We start from the raw sequence: 19,367 nt of genomic DNA, 5'->3' as shown, positions 1-19,367 counted from the left end.
TATTTCTAAAGAGAAGATGGTCGGAGTGAGAGGATTCGAACCTCCGACCCCTGCGTCCCGAACGCAGTGCTCTACCAGGCTGAGCCACACTCCGACCGTGGGGGCGGGCCTGGCGGCGTCGCCCCGAAGTGAGGACGCGGCTTATAGCCATGGGTTCGGGAGGCCGCAAGCGTCCTTTTCACCCCATCTTCCCGGTGCACGAAAATAGTCCTGAACGAGGGTGTTGCATCCCAAAACAGCTTGGCGTATCTGACCGCCTCCGCCGCACAGAGTGCTTCGGAAACGCCGGTCCTGCTGGGGAATGGTGTAATGGTAACACTACGGTTTTTGGTACCGTCATTCTAGGTTCGAGTCCTAGTTCCCCAGCCATCCGCCGACAAAGGTCGGCGCAGCCGAACCACTTCACAGCTTCAGCATTATGATCTGCATCAGGGCTTCCGTTCGGATGCCCGGCTTCCTAGCTTGACTGCAGACTGTTGAGGAGAACGACGATGGTGACCGCTCGTGAGAAGCGCCTTGCGCCGCTGAGAACGCCGACTGGCCTGTCGGAGGAGGCGACACGCGATATTTCGGCCGCGCTGACCACGATGCTGGCGGATACATTCGCTCTCTACATCAAGACCAAGAACTTCCACTGGCACGTGTCGGGGCCGCATTTCCGCGATTATCACCTGCTGCTGGACGAGCAGTCGGCGGAAATCCTGGCCATGACCGATCCGATGGCCGAGCGCGCGCGCAAGATCGGCGGCACGACGCTGCGCTCCATCGGTCAGATCGCCAAGGAATCGCGCGTCGCGGACAATGACGCCGACTATGTCGATCCTCTGGACATGCTGGCCGAGCTTCGCGACGACAACGGCGAGCTGATCGCTCGGATGCGCGAGGTGCACGACCTCTGCGACGAACATAACGACATCGCCACCGCCAGCCTGCTGGAGAACTGGATCGACGAAAGCGAGAAGCGCGTCTGGTTCCTGTTCGAATCAGGCCGTCGCGGCAACGTCTGAGGAACCGCTTCGCTTGCGTCGTCTTATGTATCGTCGATAGTCGATGCTGGGGCGGCGCAGGAGAGGCGTGTGAAGCAGGGTTTTGTGATCTGCGGACTGGCGATGGCGAGCGCCCTGGCGGCCTCGCCCGCGTCCGCCGACATGTCCAAGGCGTTCGGTAATACGATCGTCTCCCACTATCCGAACGGGCAGTGGGTCAGGCACTATTTCGAACCGGACGGGCGTTATACCTCGCAGTTCTCGGACGGGCGGCGGCTGAATGCGCGCTGGTCGGCCGAGGGGGACAAGATCTGCCTGAGCGGCTTCAGCCCGCGCCAGATCCTGCCACGCTTCTGTAGTCGTGTGGTCGAGGCCGATGTTGGCGACACTTGGCAGGCTCGCGATCCGCTGGGGCGGTCCATTCGCAACGAACTGGTCGCCGGGCGCCGCTGAGGTCTTGCCCTGACCGTCGTCACCCTCTAGAGGCGACGGCCTGCCCATGCGGATGTGGCGGAACTGGTAGACGCACTAGATTTAGGTTCTAGCGCCGAGAGGCGTGGAGGTTCGAGTCCTCTCATCCGCACCAAAGCAAAAAGGCCCCGGATCGCTCCGGGGCCTTTTCTTTATTGTTGGGCCTATCGCCCTTCGGGCTGCTTGAGGCCGTTAGTGTCGCCTCAGCTGGTCGGCGTGACGGGCGGCGGCGGTGCATCGCTGTCGGTCTCGTGGACCTCGATCAGGCCGCGACCCAGATGGCTCTTACGATAGCCATACAGGAAGTAGATCACCAGGCCGATGCCGCCCCAGATCGGCAGCACCATCTTGGCGTCGTGCGGCAGGTTCCAGAACAGGAAGGCGCAACCCATGGCAGACAAGGGCGCGAACACCCAGATCAGCGGCGTGCGGAACGGACGCTTGCGGTTCGGTTCCTTGACCCGAAGGATCAGCACGGCCAGCGACACCATGAAGAAGGCGAACAGGGTGCCGGAGTTCGAGATGTCCGCCAGTTGGCCGACCGGGAACAGGGCGGCGGCGATAGCCACCGCCACGCCGGTGCAGGCCGTCACGATATAGGGCGTCTTCCACTTGGGGTGGATCTTGGTCAGGCCTTCGGGCAGCAGGCCGTCACGCGCCATCACGAAGAAGATGCGGGTCTGACCATAGATCATCATCAGGATGACCGAGGGCAGGGCCAGCAGGGCGGCGGTGCCCAGGGCGTTGCCGATCTGCGGATGGCCGATAACGCGCAGGACGTGGGCCAGGGCTTCGTTGGAGCAGACCAGCATCTCGCCGTTTGCAGGCAGGGCGCAAGCGGCGACGAAGGCAGGCGAGCCGGGTTGGACGGCTTCGCCGGCCGCGCCGAGCACCGGCTGAGCGCCGATGGCGCCCGCTGCGCCCAAGGCCACCAGCAGATAGAAGACGGTGCAGATGGCGAGAGAGCCGATCAGGCCGATCGGCACGTTGCGTTGCGGGTTCTTGGTCTCTTCGGCCGCCGTCGAAACGGCGTCGAAGCCGACATAGGCGAAGAAGATCGAGGCGGCGGCGCCGACGATTCCCATGCCCGAAGATGCGCCGAACATGCCGTTGGGCGAGAAGGGCGACAGGTTGGCCGTCTTGATCACCGGCAGGGTGATGACGATGAAGACGGTCAGGGCGGCGACCTTGATAAGCACCAGAACGGCGTTGACCCGCGCCGATTCCGTAGTCCCCAGCATCAGCAGACCGGTGACCAGCAAGGCCACGACGATGGCCGGGATGTTGACGATCCCCGCCGAGAAATCGGGCGTAGGGATGAAGCCGTTCATGGCCCAGGTCGGTCCAGCGGACAGAAGGTCAGGGAAGTTGAACCCCAGCCCCTGTTCTATGAGCCCCAGCACATAGCCTGACCAACCGACCGACACGGCGGCGGCGGCGACGGCATATTCCAGAATCAGCGCCCAACCGACCGTCCAGGCCAGCAGTTCGCCCATCACGGCGTAGGTATAGGTGTAGGCCGAGCCCGAGACCGGGGCCATGGCCGCCAATTCGGAGTAGCAGAGCGCCGCGACGGCGCAGACGGCGCCGGCGATGACGAAGCTGACCATCATGCCCGGGCCGGCTTTTTGCGAAGCCGCAGCCGTCAGGACGAAGATCCCGGTGCCGATGATGGCGCCGATACCCAGAAGCGTCAGTTGAATAGGACCAAGCGACCGATGAAGAGATTTCTTCTCGGCCGTGGCAAGGATCGCGTCGAGCGACTTAACGCGCCACATAAAATACCCCCACGGTTTTAACACAGCCCCTCGGCTGCTTGGGGCGGACGCTAGCGACGGATGAGGCGGCGCGCAACGCGCATGACGGGGTGGTTAAGGCGTGACGACGCTTTCGTGATCAGGGTGCATCGGGCTAGAGGCGGGGCATGCTGCCCATCCACGCCGTTCTGGAACCGCTGAAAGCCGCCCTTGCGAGCGGCAATACGGCGGTGCTGGCCGCGCCGCCGGGGGCCGGCAAGACGACCGTCGTGCCCCTGGCCCTGCTCGACCAGCCGTGGCTGGAGGGCAAGGTGCTGGTGCTGGAGCCGCGACGCCTGGCCGCACGGGCGGCGGCCGACCGGATGGCCAGGACGCTGGGCGAACAGGCCGGCGGGACCGTGGGGTATCGCACCCGGTTGCAGAGCCGCATCGGGCCGAAGACGCGGATCGAGGTGATCACCGAGGGCGTCTTCACGCGCATGATTCTGGACGATCCGGGTCTGGAGGGCGTGGGCGTGGTCCTGTTCGACGAGTTTCACGAACGCAGCCTGGACGCGGATCTGGGGCTGGCCCTGGCCCGCGAGACGCAAGGCCTGCTGCGCGAGGATTTACGGCTGCTGGTCATGTCGGCGACGCTGGATGTCGTGGGGGTGTCGCGGCTGCTCGACGGCGCGCCGGTCATTGAGGCCGAGGGGCGGGCCTGGTCGGTCGAGACCCGATATCTGGGCCGCAATCCGTCCGAAAGGTTCGAGGAGGCGGTGGCGCGCGCCTGTTTGACCGTGCTGGGCGAGGAGGCGGGATCGGTGCTGGTCTTCCTGCCGGGGCAGGGCGAAATCCATCGGGTCGCGCGGCTGGTGAACGACCGGCTGCGACTGCCGAACGTCGACGTCGTGCCGCTGTATGGCGGGCTGGATCGGGCCGAGCAGGATCGGGCCATCGAACCGGCGGCGCCGGGGCGGCGCAAGCTGGTGCTGGCGACCTCGGTCGCGGAAACCAGCCTGACCATCGAAGGCGTGCGGGTGGTGATCGACGGGGGCCTGTCGCGCGTGCCGCGCTTCGAGCCGTCCAGCGGCCTGACCCGGCTGGCGACGGTCAAGGTCAGTCGGTCCTCGGCCGAACAACGACGCGGGCGCGCCGGACGCACCGAGTCGGGCGTCTGCTACCGCCTGTGGGACGAGGAACAGACGCGCGGTCTGGTCCCGCATCAGCGACCGGAAATCCAGGAGGCGGACCTGACCGGCCTGGCGCTGGACCTGGCGCGATGGGGCGCGCGGTCGGTCGAGGGGCTGGCCCTGTTGGACCCGCCGCCAGCCGGGGCGATGGCCGAGGCGCGCAAGGTGCTGATGCGACTGGGGGCGCTGGATGCGGACGGGGGGCTGTCTAAGCACGGGCTGCGGCTGACTAGAATTCCGCTGTCGCCGCGCCTGGCCCATATGGTCGCCGTGGCGTCGGACGGGGGCGATGCGATGACGGGGGCGCGGATCGCGGCGGTGTTGAGCGAGCCGGGGCTGGGCGGGTCGAGCGTTGATCTGGCGGATCGCCTGGTCGGGCTGGCGCGGGATCGATCGCCCAGGGCGCGCGACGCAATGAAGTTGGCGGATCGCTGGGCGCGCGCGGCGGGCGGCGGATCGGGTCGGACGATTGATCCGGGCCTGTTGCTGGCGGAAGCCTTCCCGGAGCGGATCGCCAAGGCGCGGGGCAAGCCTGGAGAACTGCTATTGGCCAGCGGGCGCGGGGCGTTGCTGGAGGCGACGGATCATCTGGCGCGAGAGACTTGGTTGGCGGTGGCGGAACTGGGCGGCGGCGACAGTCGCGACCGTGTGAGACTGGCGGCGGTGCTGGATGCGGACCGGATTGAGACCGATCTGGCGCGGCTGATCTCGGTCGAGGACCGTTTGGTGCGCGAGCCGTCGGGGCGTTCGGTGATCCGCCGGTCGCGGCGAATCGGCGCCATCGTGCTGGATGAAAAGATCGTTGGCGCGCCGAATGCGAAGACTTTGGCCGCCGCCCTGAGGGCCGAGGTCGAGGCGGATGGGCTTGGCGCGCTGAAATGGGGCGAGCAGGCGTCTGGCCTGCGCGCGCGTCTGGCGTTCCTGCATGACCGCGACCCGGCTTGGCCAGACGTGTCGGACGACGCGCTGCTGGCGGCGCATGAGGACTGGTTGTGGCCCCTGCTGGAAGGGGCGAAGTCGCTGGAGGGGATCGGGGACAGTCGATTGGCCGAGGCCTTGCGCGGGTTGATCCCATGGGATTTGCAGCGACGGCTGGACGATCTGGCGCCCACGCGGTTGGTCACCCCGTTGGGTTCGGCGGCCATCGACTACGGCGCCGAGGGTGGGCCGCGGGTGGACATTCGCGTGCAGGAGCTGTTCGGCGTGACGACGCACCCTATGGTCGCCGGCGTGCCTTTGACCCTGGCTCTGCTATCGCCCGCGCGACGGCCGGTGCAGGTGACCAAGGACCTGCCGCGCTTCTGGGCCGGTTCCTGGGCGGCGGTGCGGGCCGAGATGCGCGGGCGGTATCCCCGCCACCCCTGGCCCGAGAACCCGGCCGAGGCGCAACCGACGAACCGGGTGAAGCCGCGCGGAACCTGATCGCCTTGACGCGACGGCAGGGAAACGGGCATCGCTGAGGGCAACTGGGAGCCCATGATGTCCGACGCCGTCCTGCCGAAGAACTCCACCGGTCGCGTGCTGTTCGCCAGCCTGATAGGCACAACGATCGAGTTCTTCGACTTCTACATCTACGCCACGGCCGCCGTGCTGGTGTTTCCGGTGCTATTCTTCCCCGGTGAAGATCCGGGCACGGCGCTGCTGTCGTCGTTCGCCACCTTCTCAATCGCCTTCTTCGCGCGGCCCATCGGCGCCCTGGCCTTCGGGCATTTCGGAGACCGGGTGGGACGTAAGGCGACGCTGGTCGCGGCCCTGATAACCATGGGGCTGTCGACCGTGGCCATCGGCCTGTTGCCGACGCACCAGCAGGTCGGCCTGCTGGCGCCGCTGTTGTTGGCCCTTTGCCGCTTCGGGCAAGGCTTGGGGTTAGGCGGCGAGTGGGGCGGGGCCGTGCTGCTGGCGACCGAGAATGCGCCGCCGGGAAAGAAGGCCTGGTTCGGCATGTTCCCGCAGCTGGGCGCGCCCATCGGCTTCATCCTGTCGACGACATCCTTCATCGTCCTGACCTCGACCATGAGCGAGGGCGCCTTCGAGGCCTGGGGCTGGCGTATCCCGTTCCTGGCCAGCGCCATCCTGGTGTTCGTCGGCCTGTGGGTGCGGCTGAAGATCAGCGAAACGCCCGAGTTCCAGAAGGCCGTGGATCGCGACGAGCGGGTCAAGGCGCCGGCCGTGACCCTGTTCGCCCATCACAAGGCGGCGCTGGTGCTGGGGACATTCAGCGGGGTGACGACCTTCACCCTGTTCTATCTGATGACGGTGTTCGCCCTGGGGTGGGCGACGACGGGGATGGGGCTGGCGCGGGCCGATGTCCTGCCGATCCAGCTGATCGGCGTGCTGTTCTTCGCCGCCTGTATTCCGGTGACGGCGCTGCTGGCGGACCGATACGGGCAGGTGAAGGTGCTGATCTGGTCGTCGGTGGGGATCGGGCTGTTCGGTTTCCTGTTCGCGTCGCTGTTCGGGGGCGGCCTGACAGGTCTGCTGATCTTCTTTGCGCTGGGGTTCGCCCTGATGGGCTGCACCTATGGTCCCATCGGCGCGGCCATGGCGCGACCGTTCCCGACTGCGGTGCGCTATACCGGCGCGTCGATGGCGTTCAACCTGGCGGGCATCCTGGGAGCGTCGCTGGCGCCCTATATCGCGCTGAAGCTGGCGGAGCGATTCGGGCCGGGAGCTGTCGGTGGCTATCTGGTGATCTCGGCCCTGGTCACCATCGTCGCCCTGTGGGGCATGGGGCGTGTGGCGCCGGAAGAGAAGCGTTAGGCCTCGTCGGTCGCGGCATAGACCATGATGCCGGTGGCGATGGCCAGGTTCAGGCTGTCGGCCCGGCCGCGCATCGGGATCTTGACGTTGACGTCGCAGGCGGCGGCCAGATCGTCGGTCAAGCCGGCCTGTTCATTGCCCATAAGGATCAGCGACGGCTGTTTCATGATCGCCGAGCGGTGGCTGACCTTGGCGTCCAGGCGTGTGCCGACGACGCTGCCGGGCCAGGTCTTGCGCCAGGCCAGGAAGGCCTCGGGGTCGGTCTTGGTGATCGAGACGGCGAAGACCGACCCCATGGTCGCGCGCACGGCCTCGACCGAATAGGGATCGACGCAGTCGCCGATCAGTATGACGCCGCCGCATCCGGCCGCATCGGCGGTGCGGATGATGGTGCCCAGATTGCCGGGGTCGCGCACCTGCTCCAGCGCGACCCAGCAGGGCGCCGAAGCCGGGTCCAGGCTGTCTAAGGGGGCATAGACCTGGTCGAACACGCCCAGCATGGTCTGGGGATTGTCGCGACGGCTGATCTTTTCGAGGATGGCGTGGGTGACGACGACGATATCGCCGCCAGCCTTAGTCGTCTCGGCCTTGGCGCGGTCAAGAAGTGGGTGAGGACGGGCGTCCTCGCCGACCAGCAGCATCCTGGGTGCGCGGCCCTGATCCAGCGCCTCGCCGATGAACTTCAGACCCTCGGCCAGGAAGGTCCCGGTCAGGTCGCGTTCCTTGCGCATGTGCAGGGCGCGGACGCCCTTGACCGTGTCGTTGGTCAGGGAGGTGATGACGCGTTCCGTCATTTGCTCCACCGCGCGAAGAAGGACAGGCCGATGGCGCGGGCGTCCGGGCCGTCTTCGGACAGGGCGAGTTCGCCCCAGTCGATCCGTCCGCCGCGATTCTGCATCGCCTCGACCATCAGGTGCGCCAGGGACAGGCCCGACACACGCGCCGCATAGGCGTTCAGCAACAGGAAGTCGGCGTCATCGGCCAGAAGGGCCGCGCAATCCTTCAGCAGGGCCGGCATGTCCTCGAACAGGCGCCAGACCTCTCCGGTCGGGCCGCGACCGTATTTGGGCGGGTCCAGAATGATGCCGTCATATTTCGATCCGCGACGAACCTCGCGGGCCACGTATTTGCGGGCGTCCTCGACGATCCAGCGGATCGGATGCTGGGCCAGGCCCGACTGCTCGGCGTTCTCGCGGGCGTAGACGACCGACTTCTTGGAGGCGTCCACATGGGTGACCTCGGCGCCGGCGGCGGCCGCAGCCAGGCTCGCCACGCCGGTATAGCCGAACAGGTTCAGGATCTTCGGCGCCCGGCCTGCTGAGCGCGAGAAGTCGCGCACGCGGTTGTCCAGCCATTCCCAGTTGGCGGCCTGTTCGGGGAAGAAGGCCAGGTGGCGGAAGGGGGTGAAGCGGCCGGTGAACTTCACGTCGCGCCATTTCAGGGGGAAGGCGTCGATGGGGCCGTGGCGGTCGAACTTCCAGCGGCCGGAATCTTCCTCCTCCTGCTGGGGGTCGAAGGTCGCCGTGGCGTTTTCGAAGGCCGCTGGATCGCGCGGGGACCAGAAACATTGCGGCTCGGGCCGGACCACGGTGTAGCGGCCGTAGCGTTCCAGCTTCTTGCCGTCGCCGGAGTCCAGCAGGGCGTAGTCGGACCAGCCGGAGGTCACGAGCGTTTCGGGAGTTTTTGAAAGGACGGGCGCCATCGTCGGGCTGATAGGCGCTCAGGCGGCCTCGCGTCCAGACTCCTGCGCCACGACGGTCAATTCCGGCGCCTGAGCGTCGCCGTCGTGTGGGGTCTTGTCCCAGACGTGCGGCTCGATGATCAGGCGCCAGGCGGCATGGACGAAGGCTAGGCTGAGTAGCGACCAATAGGCGGGCGCGGCAAGCATGTCGCCGAGCCGATAATCCAGCCCGGCGCGCTTGGCGCCGACGGCGCAGCCCATCCAGGCCGCGATGACGCCCAACGCCAGCACGCCTAGCGAACCCACAGGCGTCGCTGGCGCGATCCCCGCATGAAGCCCGACCATCAGCGCCGAAGCCAGCCAGGCCAGGGTGGGGGCATGGGCCGCGGCCGACAGGATGCCGGCGCCCAGCGTCATGACCAGCGACAGCAGGCCGCGTCGTCCCAGACCCAGCGGGCGTCGGGTGTGGACGCCCCAGGTCTGCATATAACCCTTCAGCCACCGGGTCCGCTGAGGCAGCCAACGATCCAGGGCGCCGGGCGGGGTCTCCCACGTCGGGCAGTCGATGACGTCCAGCTTCCAGCCCAACGACCACAGCCGAAAGCCGAGGTCGGCGTCCTCGGTCACATTGTGCGCGTCCCATCCTCCGGCGGCGCGCAGGGCGGTCATGCGGATATGATTGCTGGTGCCGCCCAGCGGAAAGGGCAGGCCCAGCCGCGCCATGCCCGGCAGCGTCACTTCGAACAGGGCCGCGTATTCGAAAGCGAACTGTCGATCAAGGAAGGCGGAACCGGGCCGACCCGAGGGGCGGATGCGCAGCGGCGCCTGGAGGCATCCCAGCCGGGGTTGAGCGACGAAGCGCGCCGCCGCCTGGCGCAATTGTTGCGGATGCGGTCGGTCCTCCGCGTCGTAGATGGTGACCAGATCGCCCGCAGCCTGTCTCAGGGCGTGGTTCAGTGCGCGGGGCTTCGTCAGGGGCGAGCCGGGCGGGACGACCACGATCTTGATCCAGGACGGGCGCGGCGTGGCCTGGGCGGCGGCGAGAGTGGCGTGGTCGTGCGTCTCCAGGACGATGAAGGCTTCGAGCCGATCGGGCGGATAATCGATGCGGGCCAGGTTAGCGATCAGTTGCGGCGTCACCGCCGCCTCGTCATGCAGCGCCGCCAATATGGTGTATCGCGGCCAGACGATAGGCCGGGCGCACGGCTTGGGCCGGCGCAGACTGGCGATGGCGATGACGGTCTTCCAGATCGCCGAGACGACGAAGGCGGCCTGGAACAGAACAAGCAGGGTCAGGAAGGCGGTCTGAGGCCAGCGGACCAGGGCGGCGGCAGAGCCCAGTGCCAGCAAGATCATCGCCGTGATCTGGAAACCGCTGGGCATGCGCCGCGCGGCGCCGTTCCTGCGAGGCGTGATCCCCGGATGTGTCCAGACCTCCATGTCCTCGCCCCGCATCTTCACAACCGTTAATCGCTATTTGAAACAACCGCGTTCGGCAAGCCGGTTGGCGTCTGGGACGGATTGTCGCTATTCAGGGCGCCTCACCCGGAGCAGCCGCTTGTCTGACGTTTCGAACTCTTCGCGCACGATCCGAAAGCCCAAGGGCGAAGGCCATTCGCGGCGCGGCGAAATTCTGACGGCGGCCGAACGTATCTTCGTCGAGCATGGCTATGAGGGCGCGACGATTCGCAAGATCGCGGACGAGGTCGGCCTGTCGTCCACGGCGCTGTACATGCATTTCCCCGACAAAGGTGCGATCCTGCAGGAAATCTGTCGCGACGCCTTTTCGTGCCTGATCGCGTCGAATGACGCAGTGGCGGACGAGGATGCGCCGCCGATGCGGCGGCTGAGACAAATGATCGACGGCTATGTCGATTTCGGCTTCGCCCATCCCAACGCCTATCGCCTGATCTATCTGACGCGGCCGGTCGAGGCGCGCGAGGGCGCCCAGGACATGGCGCGCGAACTGGGCGCGGGCCTGTTCACGACACTGGAGGCGACTGTGGCCGACGCGGTGGCGGCCGGCGATTTGAAAGGCGATCCCGGCATCCTGGCCCAGGCCATCTGGGCGACGGCGCATGGTGTGGTGTCGTTGATGATCACCAAGCCGTATTTTCCGTGGGCGGATCGTCAGACGCTGGTGGACACGATGCTGGACGCCCTGTTCGCCGGTTTGCCTCGACCATGAGGCGCAGTCTTGGTGCGCTGGCGGGCCTGGTTTTGATCGCTGGCGCAGGCGTGGCCCAGGCCAAGCCATTGCGGGTCATGGCGCTTGATCAGTGTGCGGATCAATATGTTCTGGCGCTTGCGCCGGATGCGGAACTGGTGCTGTCGCCGCGCGCCGATGACCCCGACGCCTGGTTGCGGCGCGAGGCGGCCGGACATAGGCGGTTACGGCCCACGCTGGAGGCGGCTGTGGGTTTCAGGCCGGATGTGGTGGTCCGCTACTGGGGCGGTGAGCCCCGACTGCTGACGGCGCTGGTGCAGCGCGGGGTCAAGGTGATCACGATCAATGACGCCGTCGATCTGGAAGGCGTTCGCCAGAACATCCGCACAGCGGCGCGCGATCTGGGCCAGGTCGAGCGCGGACGCCGGCTGGAGCAGCGGATGGACGCCAAGCTGGCGCGGGCAGCGCCCGTCAGCCGGACGACGAAGGCGCCGGGGGCGGTCTATCTGACCTCGGGGGGCTTCACCTCCGGGCCGGGCACGCTGATGGATGCGATGATGCGCGCGGCGGGATTTCGCAATATGATCACGGCCCCCGGCTTCGGCGCCGTCAGCGTGGAGCAGATCGTCCTGAACCCGCCGGCGCGGTTCATCCTGGGCTTTTTCGATCAGTTGCGAGCCGATCTGCGGGGACCTGGACGGCATCCGGTCGTTCGCCGGACGGCCGAGGGACGGACGGCGGCGCGGTTGCCGGCGTCCAGCCTGACCTGTCCCGCTTGGTTCGCGGCCGATGCGGTGGCGATGATGGCTGAGGGGCGGCCGTGACCGGGACGGTGCGACTGTGCCTGGTCTTGGGCGTGCTGATCGTGGCGGCCTTGGCGCTGGCGATGCTGGCGGGCGAGACGGCGTTCAGCGGAGCGCAGTATGCCGCCGCGTTCGGCGATCCGAAGTCCGGACCGGCCGAAGTGCTGTGGCAGGTGCGGGCGCCGCGCGCGGTCTGCGCCCTGGTGGTCGGTGCGGCTCTGGGTCTGGCGGGCGCGGTGATGCAGGGGCTGTTGCGTAACCCGCTGGCCGATCCCGGCGTGCTGGGCGTGTCGGCGACGGCGGCCCTGGGCGCGGCGCTGGCCATCGTGCTGGGTGCGGCGGCCGTGCCGGGATTGGTCGAGTTGTCGGCCTTGGCGGGCGCGGCGCTGGCTGGGGGACTGTTGATCGCGGCGTCCAGGACCGTGCGGGCGCCCGAGGCGCTGATCCTGTTCGGGGTGGCCCTTTCCAGTTTTGCGGGCGCGGCGACCGCATTGATCTTCAACCTGTCTCCGTCGCCGATCGCCTCGGCGGAGGTGATGTCGTGGCTGCTGGGGTCGGTGCAGAACCGCAGCTGGGTCGATGTGGCCTGGGTGACGCCCGCAGTGATCGTCGCGGCGGTGTTTGCCGCTCTGTCGGGATCGGGCTTGAGGATGCTGACCCTGGGCGACGAGGGGGCGGCGACGTCAGGACTGAACATGGGGCGAATTCGATTGTTCGCCCTGATCGCGGCGGCGGTGGCGACCGGGGCGGCGGTTGCGGTGGCGGGCGTCATCGGCTTCGTGGGCTTGGCCGCGCCGCATCTGGTGCGGGCGGCCGTGCGGGGCGATGCCAAGCGGATATTGGCGCCGTCGGCGCTGGCGGGCGGGCTGATGCTGATCGTCGCGGACCTGCTGGCGCGGCTGACGCCGACGGATCAGGAGTTGAAGCTGGGCGTGTTCACGGCCCTGATCGGTGCGCCCCTGTTCGCCCTGATCGCCTGGCGCGCGGCGCGGGAGTGGCGGCTGTGAGCCTGTTGTCGCTGGAGAAGGTTCAGGCGCGGCTGGGCAAGGCCGTGGTTCTGGAGGGGGTGGACCTGTCGGTCGGGGAGGGCGAGGTCGTCGCCCTGTGCGGGCCCAACGGGGCCGGCAAGAGCAGCGTCATTCGTGCGGCCGTCGGCCTGCTGGAGACCACCAGCGGGCAGGTCAGGCTGGGCGGGACGCAGATCACAGACCTGTCCCATCGCCAGCGGGCGCAACGGGCGGCCTATCTGCCGCAGGAGCGGCGGATCGCCTGGAACCTGCCGGCGGTCGAGGTGGCGGCCTTGGGTGCGCCTTTCCTGTCGGGCGCCGAATCCTTGGCGCGGGCCGTGGCGGCGCTGGACGAGGTGGGCGCCGGTCATCTGGCGGAACGAGGCGTTGCCGAGATGTCGGGGGGAGAGAGGGCGCGCGTGCTGCTGGCACGAGCCCTGGTGGTCGATGCGCCGCTGCTGCTGGCCGACGAGCCGATTGCGGGGCTCGATCCGGATGCGCAGCGGCTGGTTCTGGAGCTGCTGAGGGCGCGGGCTGATGGAGGGGCTGGGGTGCTGGTCAGCCTGCACGACCTGACCCTGGCCGCGACGATGGCGGACCGCGTGGTCGTGTTGGACAATGGCCGGGTGGTCGCCGACGCAGCACCGATCCAAGCATTGGCGCCCGCCGTCCTGCGCGAAGTGTTCGGGCTGGACGGCGGCTGGATCGAGGGGCCGAACGGGCCGCTGTTGGCGGCCCGCCGGGCTCAGTAGGCGACGTAGGGCTCAGTAGGCGACGTAGGGCCGCGCGCCGGTCGCCGAACCGCGCGAAATGTCGGCCGACGGCGTCAGCGGCGCCGTTCCGCCGTTCAGCCGCGCCTTGTAGACGGCCATGTTTTCCATCACCCGCATCATATAGTTGCGCGTCTCGGTGAAGGGCGCGCATTCGATGAAGTCAATCGCGGCGGTGGCGTCGCCGCGCGGATCTCCGCATCGCGACACCCACTGGCCAGACCGCGCCGGCCCGGCGTTATAGCCGACGGTCGCCAGCAGCATGGAGCCGCTGTTCGACGCCATCAGCTCGCCCAGGTGATAGCTGCCCAAGGTCATGTTGTAGTCGGGATCCCACAACTGCTCGGCCGAATAGCTCATGCCGAGGCGGCGCGCGACGCCCGATGCGGTGGACGGCAGGAACTGCATCATGCCGCGCGCGTCGGCGCCGGAACGGGCGCGGGGGTCGAAGCTGGATTCCTGGCGAGTGATGGCCTGGGTGAACTCCAGCGGCGCGGCGCCGCCGACCTGGGGTGGGATGCGGATGGGATACATGCGCTCGGGCATCACGAAGCCGCGCTGGCTGGCGGCGCGACCGACCATCATGGCGGTGAAGCCTTCGCCATAGCCTCGCGACAGGTCCATCAGCAGGGCCAGGTCGTTGATGGTCGGAAGGTCGTTGTCGAGTTGATAGGCGAAGACGCGCAGCAGGCTGGTCTCGCCGGTCTCGCCCAGGATGCGCGTGGCGCGGACAATCTCGTTGCCTTCGAAGCGGGCAATGTCCGACTGTGACGGGACGGGTTCGCCCGGCAACTGAAGCGTGGTCATGCCGGCCTTCTCGGCCGCCAGCTGGCCGTAGAAGGTCTGCCAGTGCTGAGCGCCGTTGCGATAATAGGCGAGGGCGGCGTCGCGCTCGCCGCGCGCCTCTGCGGCCCGGCCCAACCAGTAATAGGCGCGGCCTTGCGTGATCGGGGTGGAGGAGGCGGTGCGCAGGGCCTCGAAGTGGCGGGCGGCGACCTCGGGCTGGTTCAGCTTGGTCAGGGCCACCCAGCCGGCGAAGAAGTCCGCATCCACCATCCGGTCGCCCGAGGTGAAGCCGTGACCGTTCATGGCGTCATAGGCGGCGCGCCAGTTGCCTTGCTGCAAGGCGTCGAGGAAGTAGTTGCGACGCTCGCTCCACAGGGTGTTGTCGCCCGCCGTGTGGGCCGGGGCGGGCGGCAGGTTGGCCAGCAGGGCGAAACCTTCGGACTGGCGGTTTTGCGAACGCAGGAGGCGCACGCGTTCCAGAACGACGGCGGGATCGGCCGCCTGGGCAGGCGTCAGATTGGCGATGACGGCGTCGGGGCTGTAGGCCGAGCGCAGGGTCATGACCGTGTTGGCGATGGCGGCGCGGTCGGGCGAAACCAGGTTGACCATGCTGCGCGTCGCCGGTCCGTGCGGACCGAGCAGCAGCATGTTCAGTCGCGCCTCATGGTCTGCGGGCGTCAGCCAGGATCCCCACTGGCCGAGGATGCGCGACTGGGGCGCATCGTCGAACGAGCGGGTGCGCCACCAGTCGCGGACCAGGGCGCGGGCCTCTTCATGACGGCCGCGTTGCTCCAGGGCCGAGGCATAGGCGATGGCGCCTTCCACTGTCGTGGGCTTGCCGTCGGACATCAGGGCCAGGGCCGCATCGGCGCCCATGCCGGAACGGTCGAGAACCTTTTCGGCGGCGGCGCGGCGTGATTCGTTGCGGGGCCAGCCGGCGAGATCGCTCTGACCGCGCGCCAGATCCGAATAGGGCAGTTGCTCGCCCGAGGTGTCGATCAGCGCCCATTCGACCAGTTTTCGCGCCGAGGCGTCGCGGATCTGGGACATGGCGGACTGGGCGCCGAAGACGTCGCGTGCGCGGGCGGCGGCGAGACCCTGGCGAAACAGCGCCGTGTCCTGATCGTTCAGCACGCGGCCCTGATAGGTGGCGGAATAGCCGGGCACGGACGATGACGCCGACGCATAGGGAACAGGCTGGGTCGGCAGGACGTCCTGCGGGTTCGGCGCAAGGACGGCGAGGGCCGCCGCCAGACTGGTCGCTATCATGATCTGTCCTGTTCTCATTCAATCCGGTTGCGGCGAAGCCGCTGGCGACCTAACGTCCCGCGCTCATTGCAAAGGCGATGAACATCCGTCCATCGTCCCTCCCCACGCAGGCCAAGTTTAGTCCCATGACCGCCCCCTTGTTCAAGGGCGTGATCACCGCCCTGATCACACCACTTCGTGACGGAAACGTGGACGAAGCCGCATTCGCCAGATTGCTGGAGCGCCAGATCGCCGCAGGGATCCACGGCGTCGTGCCGATGGGCACGACGGGCGAGGGCGCCAGCATGGATCTGGACGAGCAAAAGCACGTGATCGAACTATGCGTGCGGCTGACGGCCGGGCGCGTCAGCGTCATCGCCGGCACGGGCTCGCCCTACACCAAGGAAGCCATAGACCTGACCCGCCACGCCAAGACGGTGGGCGCGGACGGGGCGCTGATCGTGACGCCCTATTACATCCGCCCGTCGCAGGCGGGCATGGCGGCGCATTTCGAGGCCGTGGCCGACGCGGTCCAACTGCCGATCCTGCTCTACAACGTGCCGGGGCGCACCGGGGCCGACCTGTCTAATGAGACAGTTGCGCGGCTGGCGGCCCATCCCAACATCGTGGGCATCAAGGATGCGACCGGCGACATGAGCCGGGTCAGCTGGATGCGGACCAATATCGGCGGCCAGTTCGACCTGATCTCGGGCGATGACCCGAGCTATCTGGGTTATCACGCCACGGGCGGGGTTGGGCTGATCTCCGTGGCGTCCAATGTGGCGCCCGAAGCCATGGTCGCCCTGCACAATGCGGCGGCGGCGGGCGATTACGCCACCGCCCGCGACTGGCAGGACCGGCTGATCGGCCTGTGCAAGGCGCTGTTCCTCGACAACTCGCCGGCGCCGACCAAATACGCCCTGGCGCGGTTGGGCCTGTGCAGCGAAGAGGCGCGCCTGCCGCTGTCGCCGACGTCGGATGCGGTCAAGCCGATCATCGACCGCGCCATGGCGGACGCGGGTGTCGGCTGATGGCGCCGCAGCCCCAATCCAAATCCAAGGTCATCGCCGAGAATCGCCGCGCAAGGTTCGACTATTTCTTGGAAGAGAATATCGAGGCCGGTATCCAGTTGCTGGGCACCGAGATCAAGGCGCTGCGCGACGGGCGGGCCAATATCGCCGAAAGCTATGCGGCGGTCGAAGGGCGCGAGATCGTTCTGATCAACGCCGATATTCCGCCTTACAAACAGGCCAACCGCTTCAACCACGAACCGCGCAGGCCGCGTAAACTGCTGCTGCATAGAAAGCAGATCGACCGCCTGATCGGGGCGGTTCAGCGCGACGGCCAGACGATCATTCCGCTCAAGCTTTACCTGAACGACGCCGGCAAGGCGAAGCTGGAGATCGCCCTGGCCAAGGGCAAGAAGCTGCACGACAAGCGCGAAGCCTCGGCCGAACGGGACTGGCAGCGCGACAAGGCGCGGCTGATGCGGGACAAAGGCTGAGTCTCAGGCGTCGATCAGGGTGCGGACGCGGTCGAAGATGTCCTCGAACATCTGGGGCGTCAGTCGGCCGGTGTTCGTGTTCAGCCGTGAGCAGTGATAGCTGTTCAGGATGACGTAGCCGCCGGCCTCGCCCTGGGCGCCGTGACCGGCGGGCATGGCGGAGGCGGGACGGCCGAACGCCTTGAGGATGTTGCGGCGCGACACGTCGCCCAGCGTCACGATCACCTTCAGATTGGGCAGCAGGGCCAGCCGGTCGATCAGGAACGGCCGGCAGGTGGTTTCCTCGATCGGCAGCGGCTTGTTGCCGGGCGGGGCGCATCGGACCGCATTGGTGATCATGCAGTCCGTCAGCGTTAGGTCGTCCTCGCCGTTCGGATCGTAATGACCGTGCGCGAAACCCGTCTTCTTCAGCGTGTCATACAGCAGCCAGCCGGCATGGTCGCCGGTGAAGGGGCGGCCGGTGCGGTTGGCGCCGGTGCGGCCGGGGGCGAGGCCGGCGATCAGCAGGCGCGCGTTCGGATCCCCGAACGAGGCGGCGGGACCATTCCACCAGTCTGGGTTCTGACGCGCGTTTTCCTGGCGATAGGCGACCAGGCGCGGGCACAACGGACAGTCGCGGGGCGGTTCGGGCGTCAGCATCATTGGGCGCCCTTGGGACGGCCGAAATCGGCCATCATGTCGTTCAGATCGATGAAGGCGTCGGCCTGGCGACGCAGTTCGTCGGCGATATGCGGCGGCTGGGTTTTCTGGGTCGAGACGACGGTGACGCGCACGCCACGCGTCTGAACCGCCTGGACCACTCGTCGGAAATCGCCGTCGCCAGAGAAGAGAACAGCGTGGTCGATGTGCGGAGCCATTTCCAGCATGTCCACCGCGATCTCGATATCCATATTGCCCTTGATCCGGCTGTGGCCCTGACCGTCGGTGAAACGCTTGACCGGCTTGGTCACGACCGAAAAGCCGTTGTAGTCCAGCCAGTCCACCAGAGGCTTCACCGGCGAGAATTCTTCGCCCTCGACCACGGCCGTATAGTAATAGGCGCGGGTCAGGATGGATTTCTCGCGGAACCAGTCCAGCATCCGCCGGAAGTCCATGTCGTGCTGCAAGGCGCGCGCGGCGGAATAAAGGTTCGAGCCGTCGATGAAGATCGCCAGCCGGTCGGTGGGATGAAACATGGTCGATGCCGTCGAAAGAGATGAAAAATCGGACTGCGCGGCCGCGCGAGCCGTCGATGTCGGAATCGACGACGGGTTCGACCTGAATGATGCAGTCATCGTGGCGCTGGGCTGCAATGACAAGGGGGTATGGTCCTCGTGCCGCGAAGCGCTGGAGGCGGCGCTGGCGCGATTTCGTAGCGAGGGCATCGATGTCGTGGCGCGGTCGTCGTGGTGGTCGTCGCTGGCCTGGCCCGATCCGCAGGACCCGCCCTTCCTGAACGGCGTCGTCATGGTGCGCACCTCCCATGATCCGCACGAACTGATGGCCGCGCTGGGACGGATCGAGGACGCGTTCGGTCGCGAACGGTCGGTTCGCAATGCGCCGCGAACGATGGATCTGGACCTGATCGCCTACGGCCGGCTGAGCGGCGATCTGGATGGGTTGATCCTGCCCCATCCCCGCGCGGCCGAGCGACGGTTTGTCATGGGGCCGATCGTCGAGATCGCGCCGCTCTGGCTGCATCCGACGCAGGGCGGAACGGCGAGCAAACTGGTCGAGACCGCGTCGGTCGGTCGCGACGCCCATCCCTTGAAGTAGGTGGCGGTTCGTGAGCTGATCTCTGCCCTGACACCGGGAGACATTTCATGCTCGTCCTTTCTCTGGCCGTCCTGCTCGCTGCCGGGGCGATGCAGGAATCGCATCCTGCGCCTGCCTCGCCGCCGGCCGGCGTCGGTCTGGTGATCCATGAGGCGGACACGATAGTGCGCCAGCCGCCGCCGCATAACGGTACGGGGATGAGCACCGCCTATCGAATCTCGGGCGTGGCGCCGAATCGATCAATGGAGTTCAGGAAGCGTGTCATGCATCCAGGATCGTCCATCGGCCTGCACGTCATCGCTCACGACGAAGTCTATCATGTCGTCAGCGGGGAGGGGGAAGTGACCACGGACGGCGTCACCACCCGGATGAAGGCCGGTGATACGGCCTATCTGTATGACGGCGGCAATGTCGGCATCCAGCAGGTCGGCGCAGACGATCTGGTGCTGATCATCGCCTATCCACTGGCGCGTCGGACCGACTGACGCCGCACTTTCGCC

General features: G+C 67.3%; 19 protein-coding genes and 3 tRNA genes. 14 read left to right on the top strand and 8 right to left on the bottom strand.

The annotated features are described in order from the left end of the window. Positions 1 to 17: 17 nt before the first annotated feature. Positions 18 to 94 (bottom strand) — tRNA-Pro (locus tag ACQY72_RS02250). Between the two features lie 201 nt (positions 95 to 295). Here ACQY72_RS02250 and ACQY72_RS02245 point away from each other — a divergent pair. The 4 genes from ACQY72_RS02245 to ACQY72_RS02230 all read left to right on the top strand — a co-directional run bounded on the left by ACQY72_RS02245 (position 296) and on the right by ACQY72_RS02230 (position 1,572). Continuing rightward, positions 296 to 369 (top strand) — tRNA-Gln (locus ACQY72_RS02245). A 122-nt stretch (positions 370 to 491) separates the two neighbouring features. After that, entirely contained in the window at positions 492 to 1,007 is a 516-nt protein-coding gene (locus tag ACQY72_RS02240) for a Dps family protein (RefSeq protein ID WP_428155432.1), read from the top strand. 69 nt (positions 1,008 to 1,076) lie between these two features. Further along, positions 1,077 to 1,439, top strand: a complete 363-nt coding sequence (locus ACQY72_RS02235) for a hypothetical protein (protein ID WP_428155430.1) — start codon at positions 1,077 to 1,079, stop codon at positions 1,437 to 1,439. 48 nt (positions 1,440 to 1,487) lie between these two features. Continuing rightward, positions 1,488 to 1,572, top strand: a tRNA-Leu gene (locus tag ACQY72_RS02230). 88 nt (positions 1,573 to 1,660) lie between these two features. Here the strand turns inward: ACQY72_RS02230 and ACQY72_RS02225 are convergent. Then, the gene (locus ACQY72_RS02225) at positions 1,661 to 3,235 is read right to left on the bottom strand and encodes an amino acid permease (RefSeq protein WP_428155428.1); all 1,575 of its coding nucleotides are present in this window, start codon (positions 3,233 to 3,235) and stop codon (positions 1,661 to 1,663) included. Between the two features lie 146 nt (positions 3,236 to 3,381). On the opposite strand from ACQY72_RS02225, the gene hrpB reads away from it, so the two are divergent. Next, positions 3,382 to 5,808, top strand: coding sequence for an ATP-dependent helicase HrpB (gene hrpB, locus ACQY72_RS02220; protein WP_428155426.1), 2,427 nt, complete (start codon positions 3,382 to 3,384; stop codon positions 5,806 to 5,808). 57 nt (positions 5,809 to 5,865) lie between these two features. Continuing rightward, positions 5,866 to 7,146 carry an MFS transporter gene (locus tag ACQY72_RS02215; RefSeq protein ID WP_428155425.1) on the top strand — a complete coding sequence of 427 codons (1,281 nt, stop codon included), beginning with the start codon at positions 5,866 to 5,868 and terminating at the stop codon, positions 7,144 to 7,146. Here ACQY72_RS02215 and ACQY72_RS02210 read toward each other — a convergent pair. From ACQY72_RS02210 to ACQY72_RS02200, 3 genes are read right to left on the bottom strand one after another with little or no spacing between them, the layout of a single operon-like run. After that, on the bottom strand, positions 7,143 to 7,940 hold the full coding sequence (locus ACQY72_RS02210; RefSeq protein WP_428155424.1) for a TrmH family RNA methyltransferase: 798 nt from the start codon (positions 7,938 to 7,940) through the stop codon (positions 7,143 to 7,145). The genes ACQY72_RS02215 and ACQY72_RS02210 overlap by 4 nt on opposite strands. Next, on the bottom strand, positions 7,937 to 8,848 hold the full coding sequence (locus ACQY72_RS02205) for a class I SAM-dependent methyltransferase (protein WP_428155422.1): 912 nt from the start codon (positions 8,846 to 8,848) through the stop codon (positions 7,937 to 7,939). Before ACQY72_RS02205 ends, ACQY72_RS02210 begins: the two co-directional genes overlap by 4 nt. Before the next feature lie 18 nt (positions 8,849 to 8,866). Further along, on the bottom strand, positions 8,867 to 10,267 hold the full coding sequence (locus tag ACQY72_RS02200; protein WP_428155420.1) for a glycosyltransferase: 1,401 nt from the start codon (positions 10,265 to 10,267) through the stop codon (positions 8,867 to 8,869). A 118-nt stretch (positions 10,268 to 10,385) separates the two neighbouring features. Between ACQY72_RS02200 and ACQY72_RS02195 the strand changes: the two genes are divergently transcribed. Genes ACQY72_RS02195 through ACQY72_RS02180 form a run of 4 tightly spaced genes read left to right on the top strand, consistent with a single transcriptional unit; the run spans position 10,386 to position 13,556 of the window. Beyond that, positions 10,386 to 11,015 carry a TetR/AcrR family transcriptional regulator gene (locus tag ACQY72_RS02195; protein WP_428155419.1) on the top strand — a complete coding sequence of 210 codons (630 nt, stop codon included), beginning with the start codon at positions 10,386 to 10,388 and terminating at the stop codon, positions 11,013 to 11,015. Continuing rightward, positions 11,012 to 11,818, top strand: a complete 807-nt coding sequence (locus tag ACQY72_RS02190; protein ID WP_428155417.1) for an ABC transporter substrate-binding protein — start codon at positions 11,012 to 11,014, stop codon at positions 11,816 to 11,818. Before ACQY72_RS02195 ends, ACQY72_RS02190 begins: the two co-directional genes overlap by 4 nt. After that, positions 11,815 to 12,804: a FecCD family ABC transporter permease gene (locus ACQY72_RS02185; protein ID WP_428155415.1), complete on the top strand. Its 990-nt coding sequence runs from the start codon at positions 11,815 to 11,817 to the stop codon at positions 12,802 to 12,804. Before ACQY72_RS02190 ends, ACQY72_RS02185 begins: the two co-directional genes overlap by 4 nt. After that, the gene (locus ACQY72_RS02180; protein ID WP_428155413.1) at positions 12,801 to 13,556 is read left to right on the top strand and encodes an ABC transporter ATP-binding protein; all 756 of its coding nucleotides are present in this window, start codon (positions 12,801 to 12,803) and stop codon (positions 13,554 to 13,556) included. The genes ACQY72_RS02185 and ACQY72_RS02180 overlap by 4 nt, the downstream gene beginning before the upstream one ends. Before the next feature lie 12 nt (positions 13,557 to 13,568). Here ACQY72_RS02180 and ACQY72_RS02175 read toward each other — a convergent pair whose 3' ends face one another. Continuing rightward, entirely contained in the window at positions 13,569 to 15,629 is a 2,061-nt protein-coding gene (locus tag ACQY72_RS02175; RefSeq protein WP_428155411.1) for a transglycosylase SLT domain-containing protein, read from the bottom strand. 125 nt (positions 15,630 to 15,754) lie between these two features. Between ACQY72_RS02175 and dapA the strand changes: the two genes are divergently transcribed. After that, the gene (gene dapA, locus ACQY72_RS02170) at positions 15,755 to 16,639 is read left to right on the top strand and encodes a 4-hydroxy-tetrahydrodipicolinate synthase (RefSeq protein ID WP_428155409.1); all 885 of its coding nucleotides are present in this window, start codon (positions 15,755 to 15,757) and stop codon (positions 16,637 to 16,639) included. Further along, positions 16,639 to 17,112 carry an SsrA-binding protein SmpB gene (smpB, locus tag ACQY72_RS02165; RefSeq protein WP_159851251.1) on the top strand — a complete coding sequence of 158 codons (474 nt, stop codon included), beginning with the start codon at positions 16,639 to 16,641 and terminating at the stop codon, positions 17,110 to 17,112. Before dapA ends, smpB begins: the two co-directional genes overlap by 1 nt. Positions 17,113 to 17,115: 3 nt before the next feature. On the opposite strand, the gene ACQY72_RS02160 is transcribed toward smpB, so the two are convergent. Together ACQY72_RS02160 and ACQY72_RS02155 are read right to left on the bottom strand one after the other, a co-directional pair. Further along, a complete protein-coding gene (locus ACQY72_RS02160) occupies positions 17,116 to 17,754 on the bottom strand; it encodes a uracil-DNA glycosylase (RefSeq protein ID WP_428155407.1) in 639 nt (212 codons plus the stop codon). Next, complete coding sequence (locus tag ACQY72_RS02155; protein WP_428155405.1) at positions 17,751 to 18,287, bottom strand: NYN domain-containing protein; 537 nt, start codon at positions 18,285 to 18,287, stop codon at positions 17,751 to 17,753. The genes ACQY72_RS02160 and ACQY72_RS02155 overlap by 4 nt, the downstream gene beginning before the upstream one ends. On the opposite strand from ACQY72_RS02155, the gene folK reads away from it, so the two are divergent. Continuing rightward, positions 18,286 to 18,867, top strand: a complete 582-nt coding sequence (folK, locus tag ACQY72_RS02150) for a 2-amino-4-hydroxy-6-hydroxymethyldihydropteridine diphosphokinase (RefSeq protein ID WP_428155404.1) — start codon at positions 18,286 to 18,288, stop codon at positions 18,865 to 18,867. The genes ACQY72_RS02155 and folK overlap by 2 nt on opposite strands. A 47-nt stretch (positions 18,868 to 18,914) precedes the next feature. Further along, complete coding sequence (locus ACQY72_RS02145; protein WP_428155403.1) at positions 18,915 to 19,352, top strand: cupin domain-containing protein; 438 nt, start codon at positions 18,915 to 18,917, stop codon at positions 19,350 to 19,352. The last annotated feature ends 15 nt before the right edge of the window (positions 19,353 to 19,367 follow it).

The organism is Brevundimonas sp. (assembly GCF_965279155.1).
In the GTDB taxonomy this organism is placed as follows: domain Bacteria; phylum Pseudomonadota; class Alphaproteobacteria; order Caulobacterales; family Caulobacteraceae; genus Brevundimonas.
The sequence above is the reverse complement of the archived record's forward strand: the minus strand, read 5'-3'. Positions and strand labels throughout refer to the sequence as shown.

Excerpts from the sequence above, each read along its gene's own strand:
- ACQY72_RS02160 (WP_428155407.1), bottom strand. The coding sequence starts at position 17,754 with ATGATGCTGACGCCCGAACCGCCCCGCGACTGTCCGTTGTGCCCGCGC.
- ACQY72_RS02175 (WP_428155411.1), bottom strand. The coding sequence starts at position 15,629 with ATGATAGCGACCAGTCTGGCGGCGGCCCTCGCCGTCCTTGCGCCGAAC.
- ACQY72_RS02225 (WP_428155428.1), bottom strand. The coding sequence starts at position 3,235 with ATGTGGCGCGTTAAGTCGCTCGACGCGATCCTTGCCACGGCCGAGAAG.
- folK (WP_428155404.1), top strand. The coding sequence starts at position 18,286 with ATGGTCGATGCCGTCGAAAGAGATGAAAAATCGGACTGCGCGGCCGCG.
- hrpB (WP_428155426.1), top strand. The coding sequence starts at position 3,382 with ATGCTGCCCATCCACGCCGTTCTGGAACCGCTGAAAGCCGCCCTTGCG.
- ACQY72_RS02145 (WP_428155403.1), top strand. The coding sequence starts at position 18,915 with ATGCTCGTCCTTTCTCTGGCCGTCCTGCTCGCTGCCGGGGCGATGCAG.
- smpB (WP_159851251.1), top strand. The coding sequence starts at position 16,639 with ATGGCGCCGCAGCCCCAATCCAAATCCAAGGTCATCGCCGAGAATCGC.
- ACQY72_RS02210 (WP_428155424.1), bottom strand. The coding sequence starts at position 7,940 with ATGACGGAACGCGTCATCACCTCCCTGACCAACGACACGGTCAAGGGC.
- dapA (WP_428155409.1), top strand. The coding sequence starts at position 15,755 with ATGACCGCCCCCTTGTTCAAGGGCGTGATCACCGCCCTGATCACACCA.
- ACQY72_RS02240 (WP_428155432.1), top strand. The coding sequence starts at position 492 with ATGGTGACCGCTCGTGAGAAGCGCCTTGCGCCGCTGAGAACGCCGACT.
- ACQY72_RS02155 (WP_428155405.1), bottom strand. The coding sequence starts at position 18,287 with ATGTTTCATCCCACCGACCGGCTGGCGATCTTCATCGACGGCTCGAAC.
- ACQY72_RS02215 (WP_428155425.1), top strand. The coding sequence starts at position 5,866 with ATGTCCGACGCCGTCCTGCCGAAGAACTCCACCGGTCGCGTGCTGTTC.
- ACQY72_RS02200 (WP_428155420.1), bottom strand. The coding sequence starts at position 10,267 with ATGGAGGTCTGGACACATCCGGGGATCACGCCTCGCAGGAACGGCGCC.
- ACQY72_RS02205 (WP_428155422.1), bottom strand. The coding sequence starts at position 8,848 with ATGGCGCCCGTCCTTTCAAAAACTCCCGAAACGCTCGTGACCTCCGGC.
- ACQY72_RS02190 (WP_428155417.1), top strand. The coding sequence starts at position 11,012 with ATGAGGCGCAGTCTTGGTGCGCTGGCGGGCCTGGTTTTGATCGCTGGC.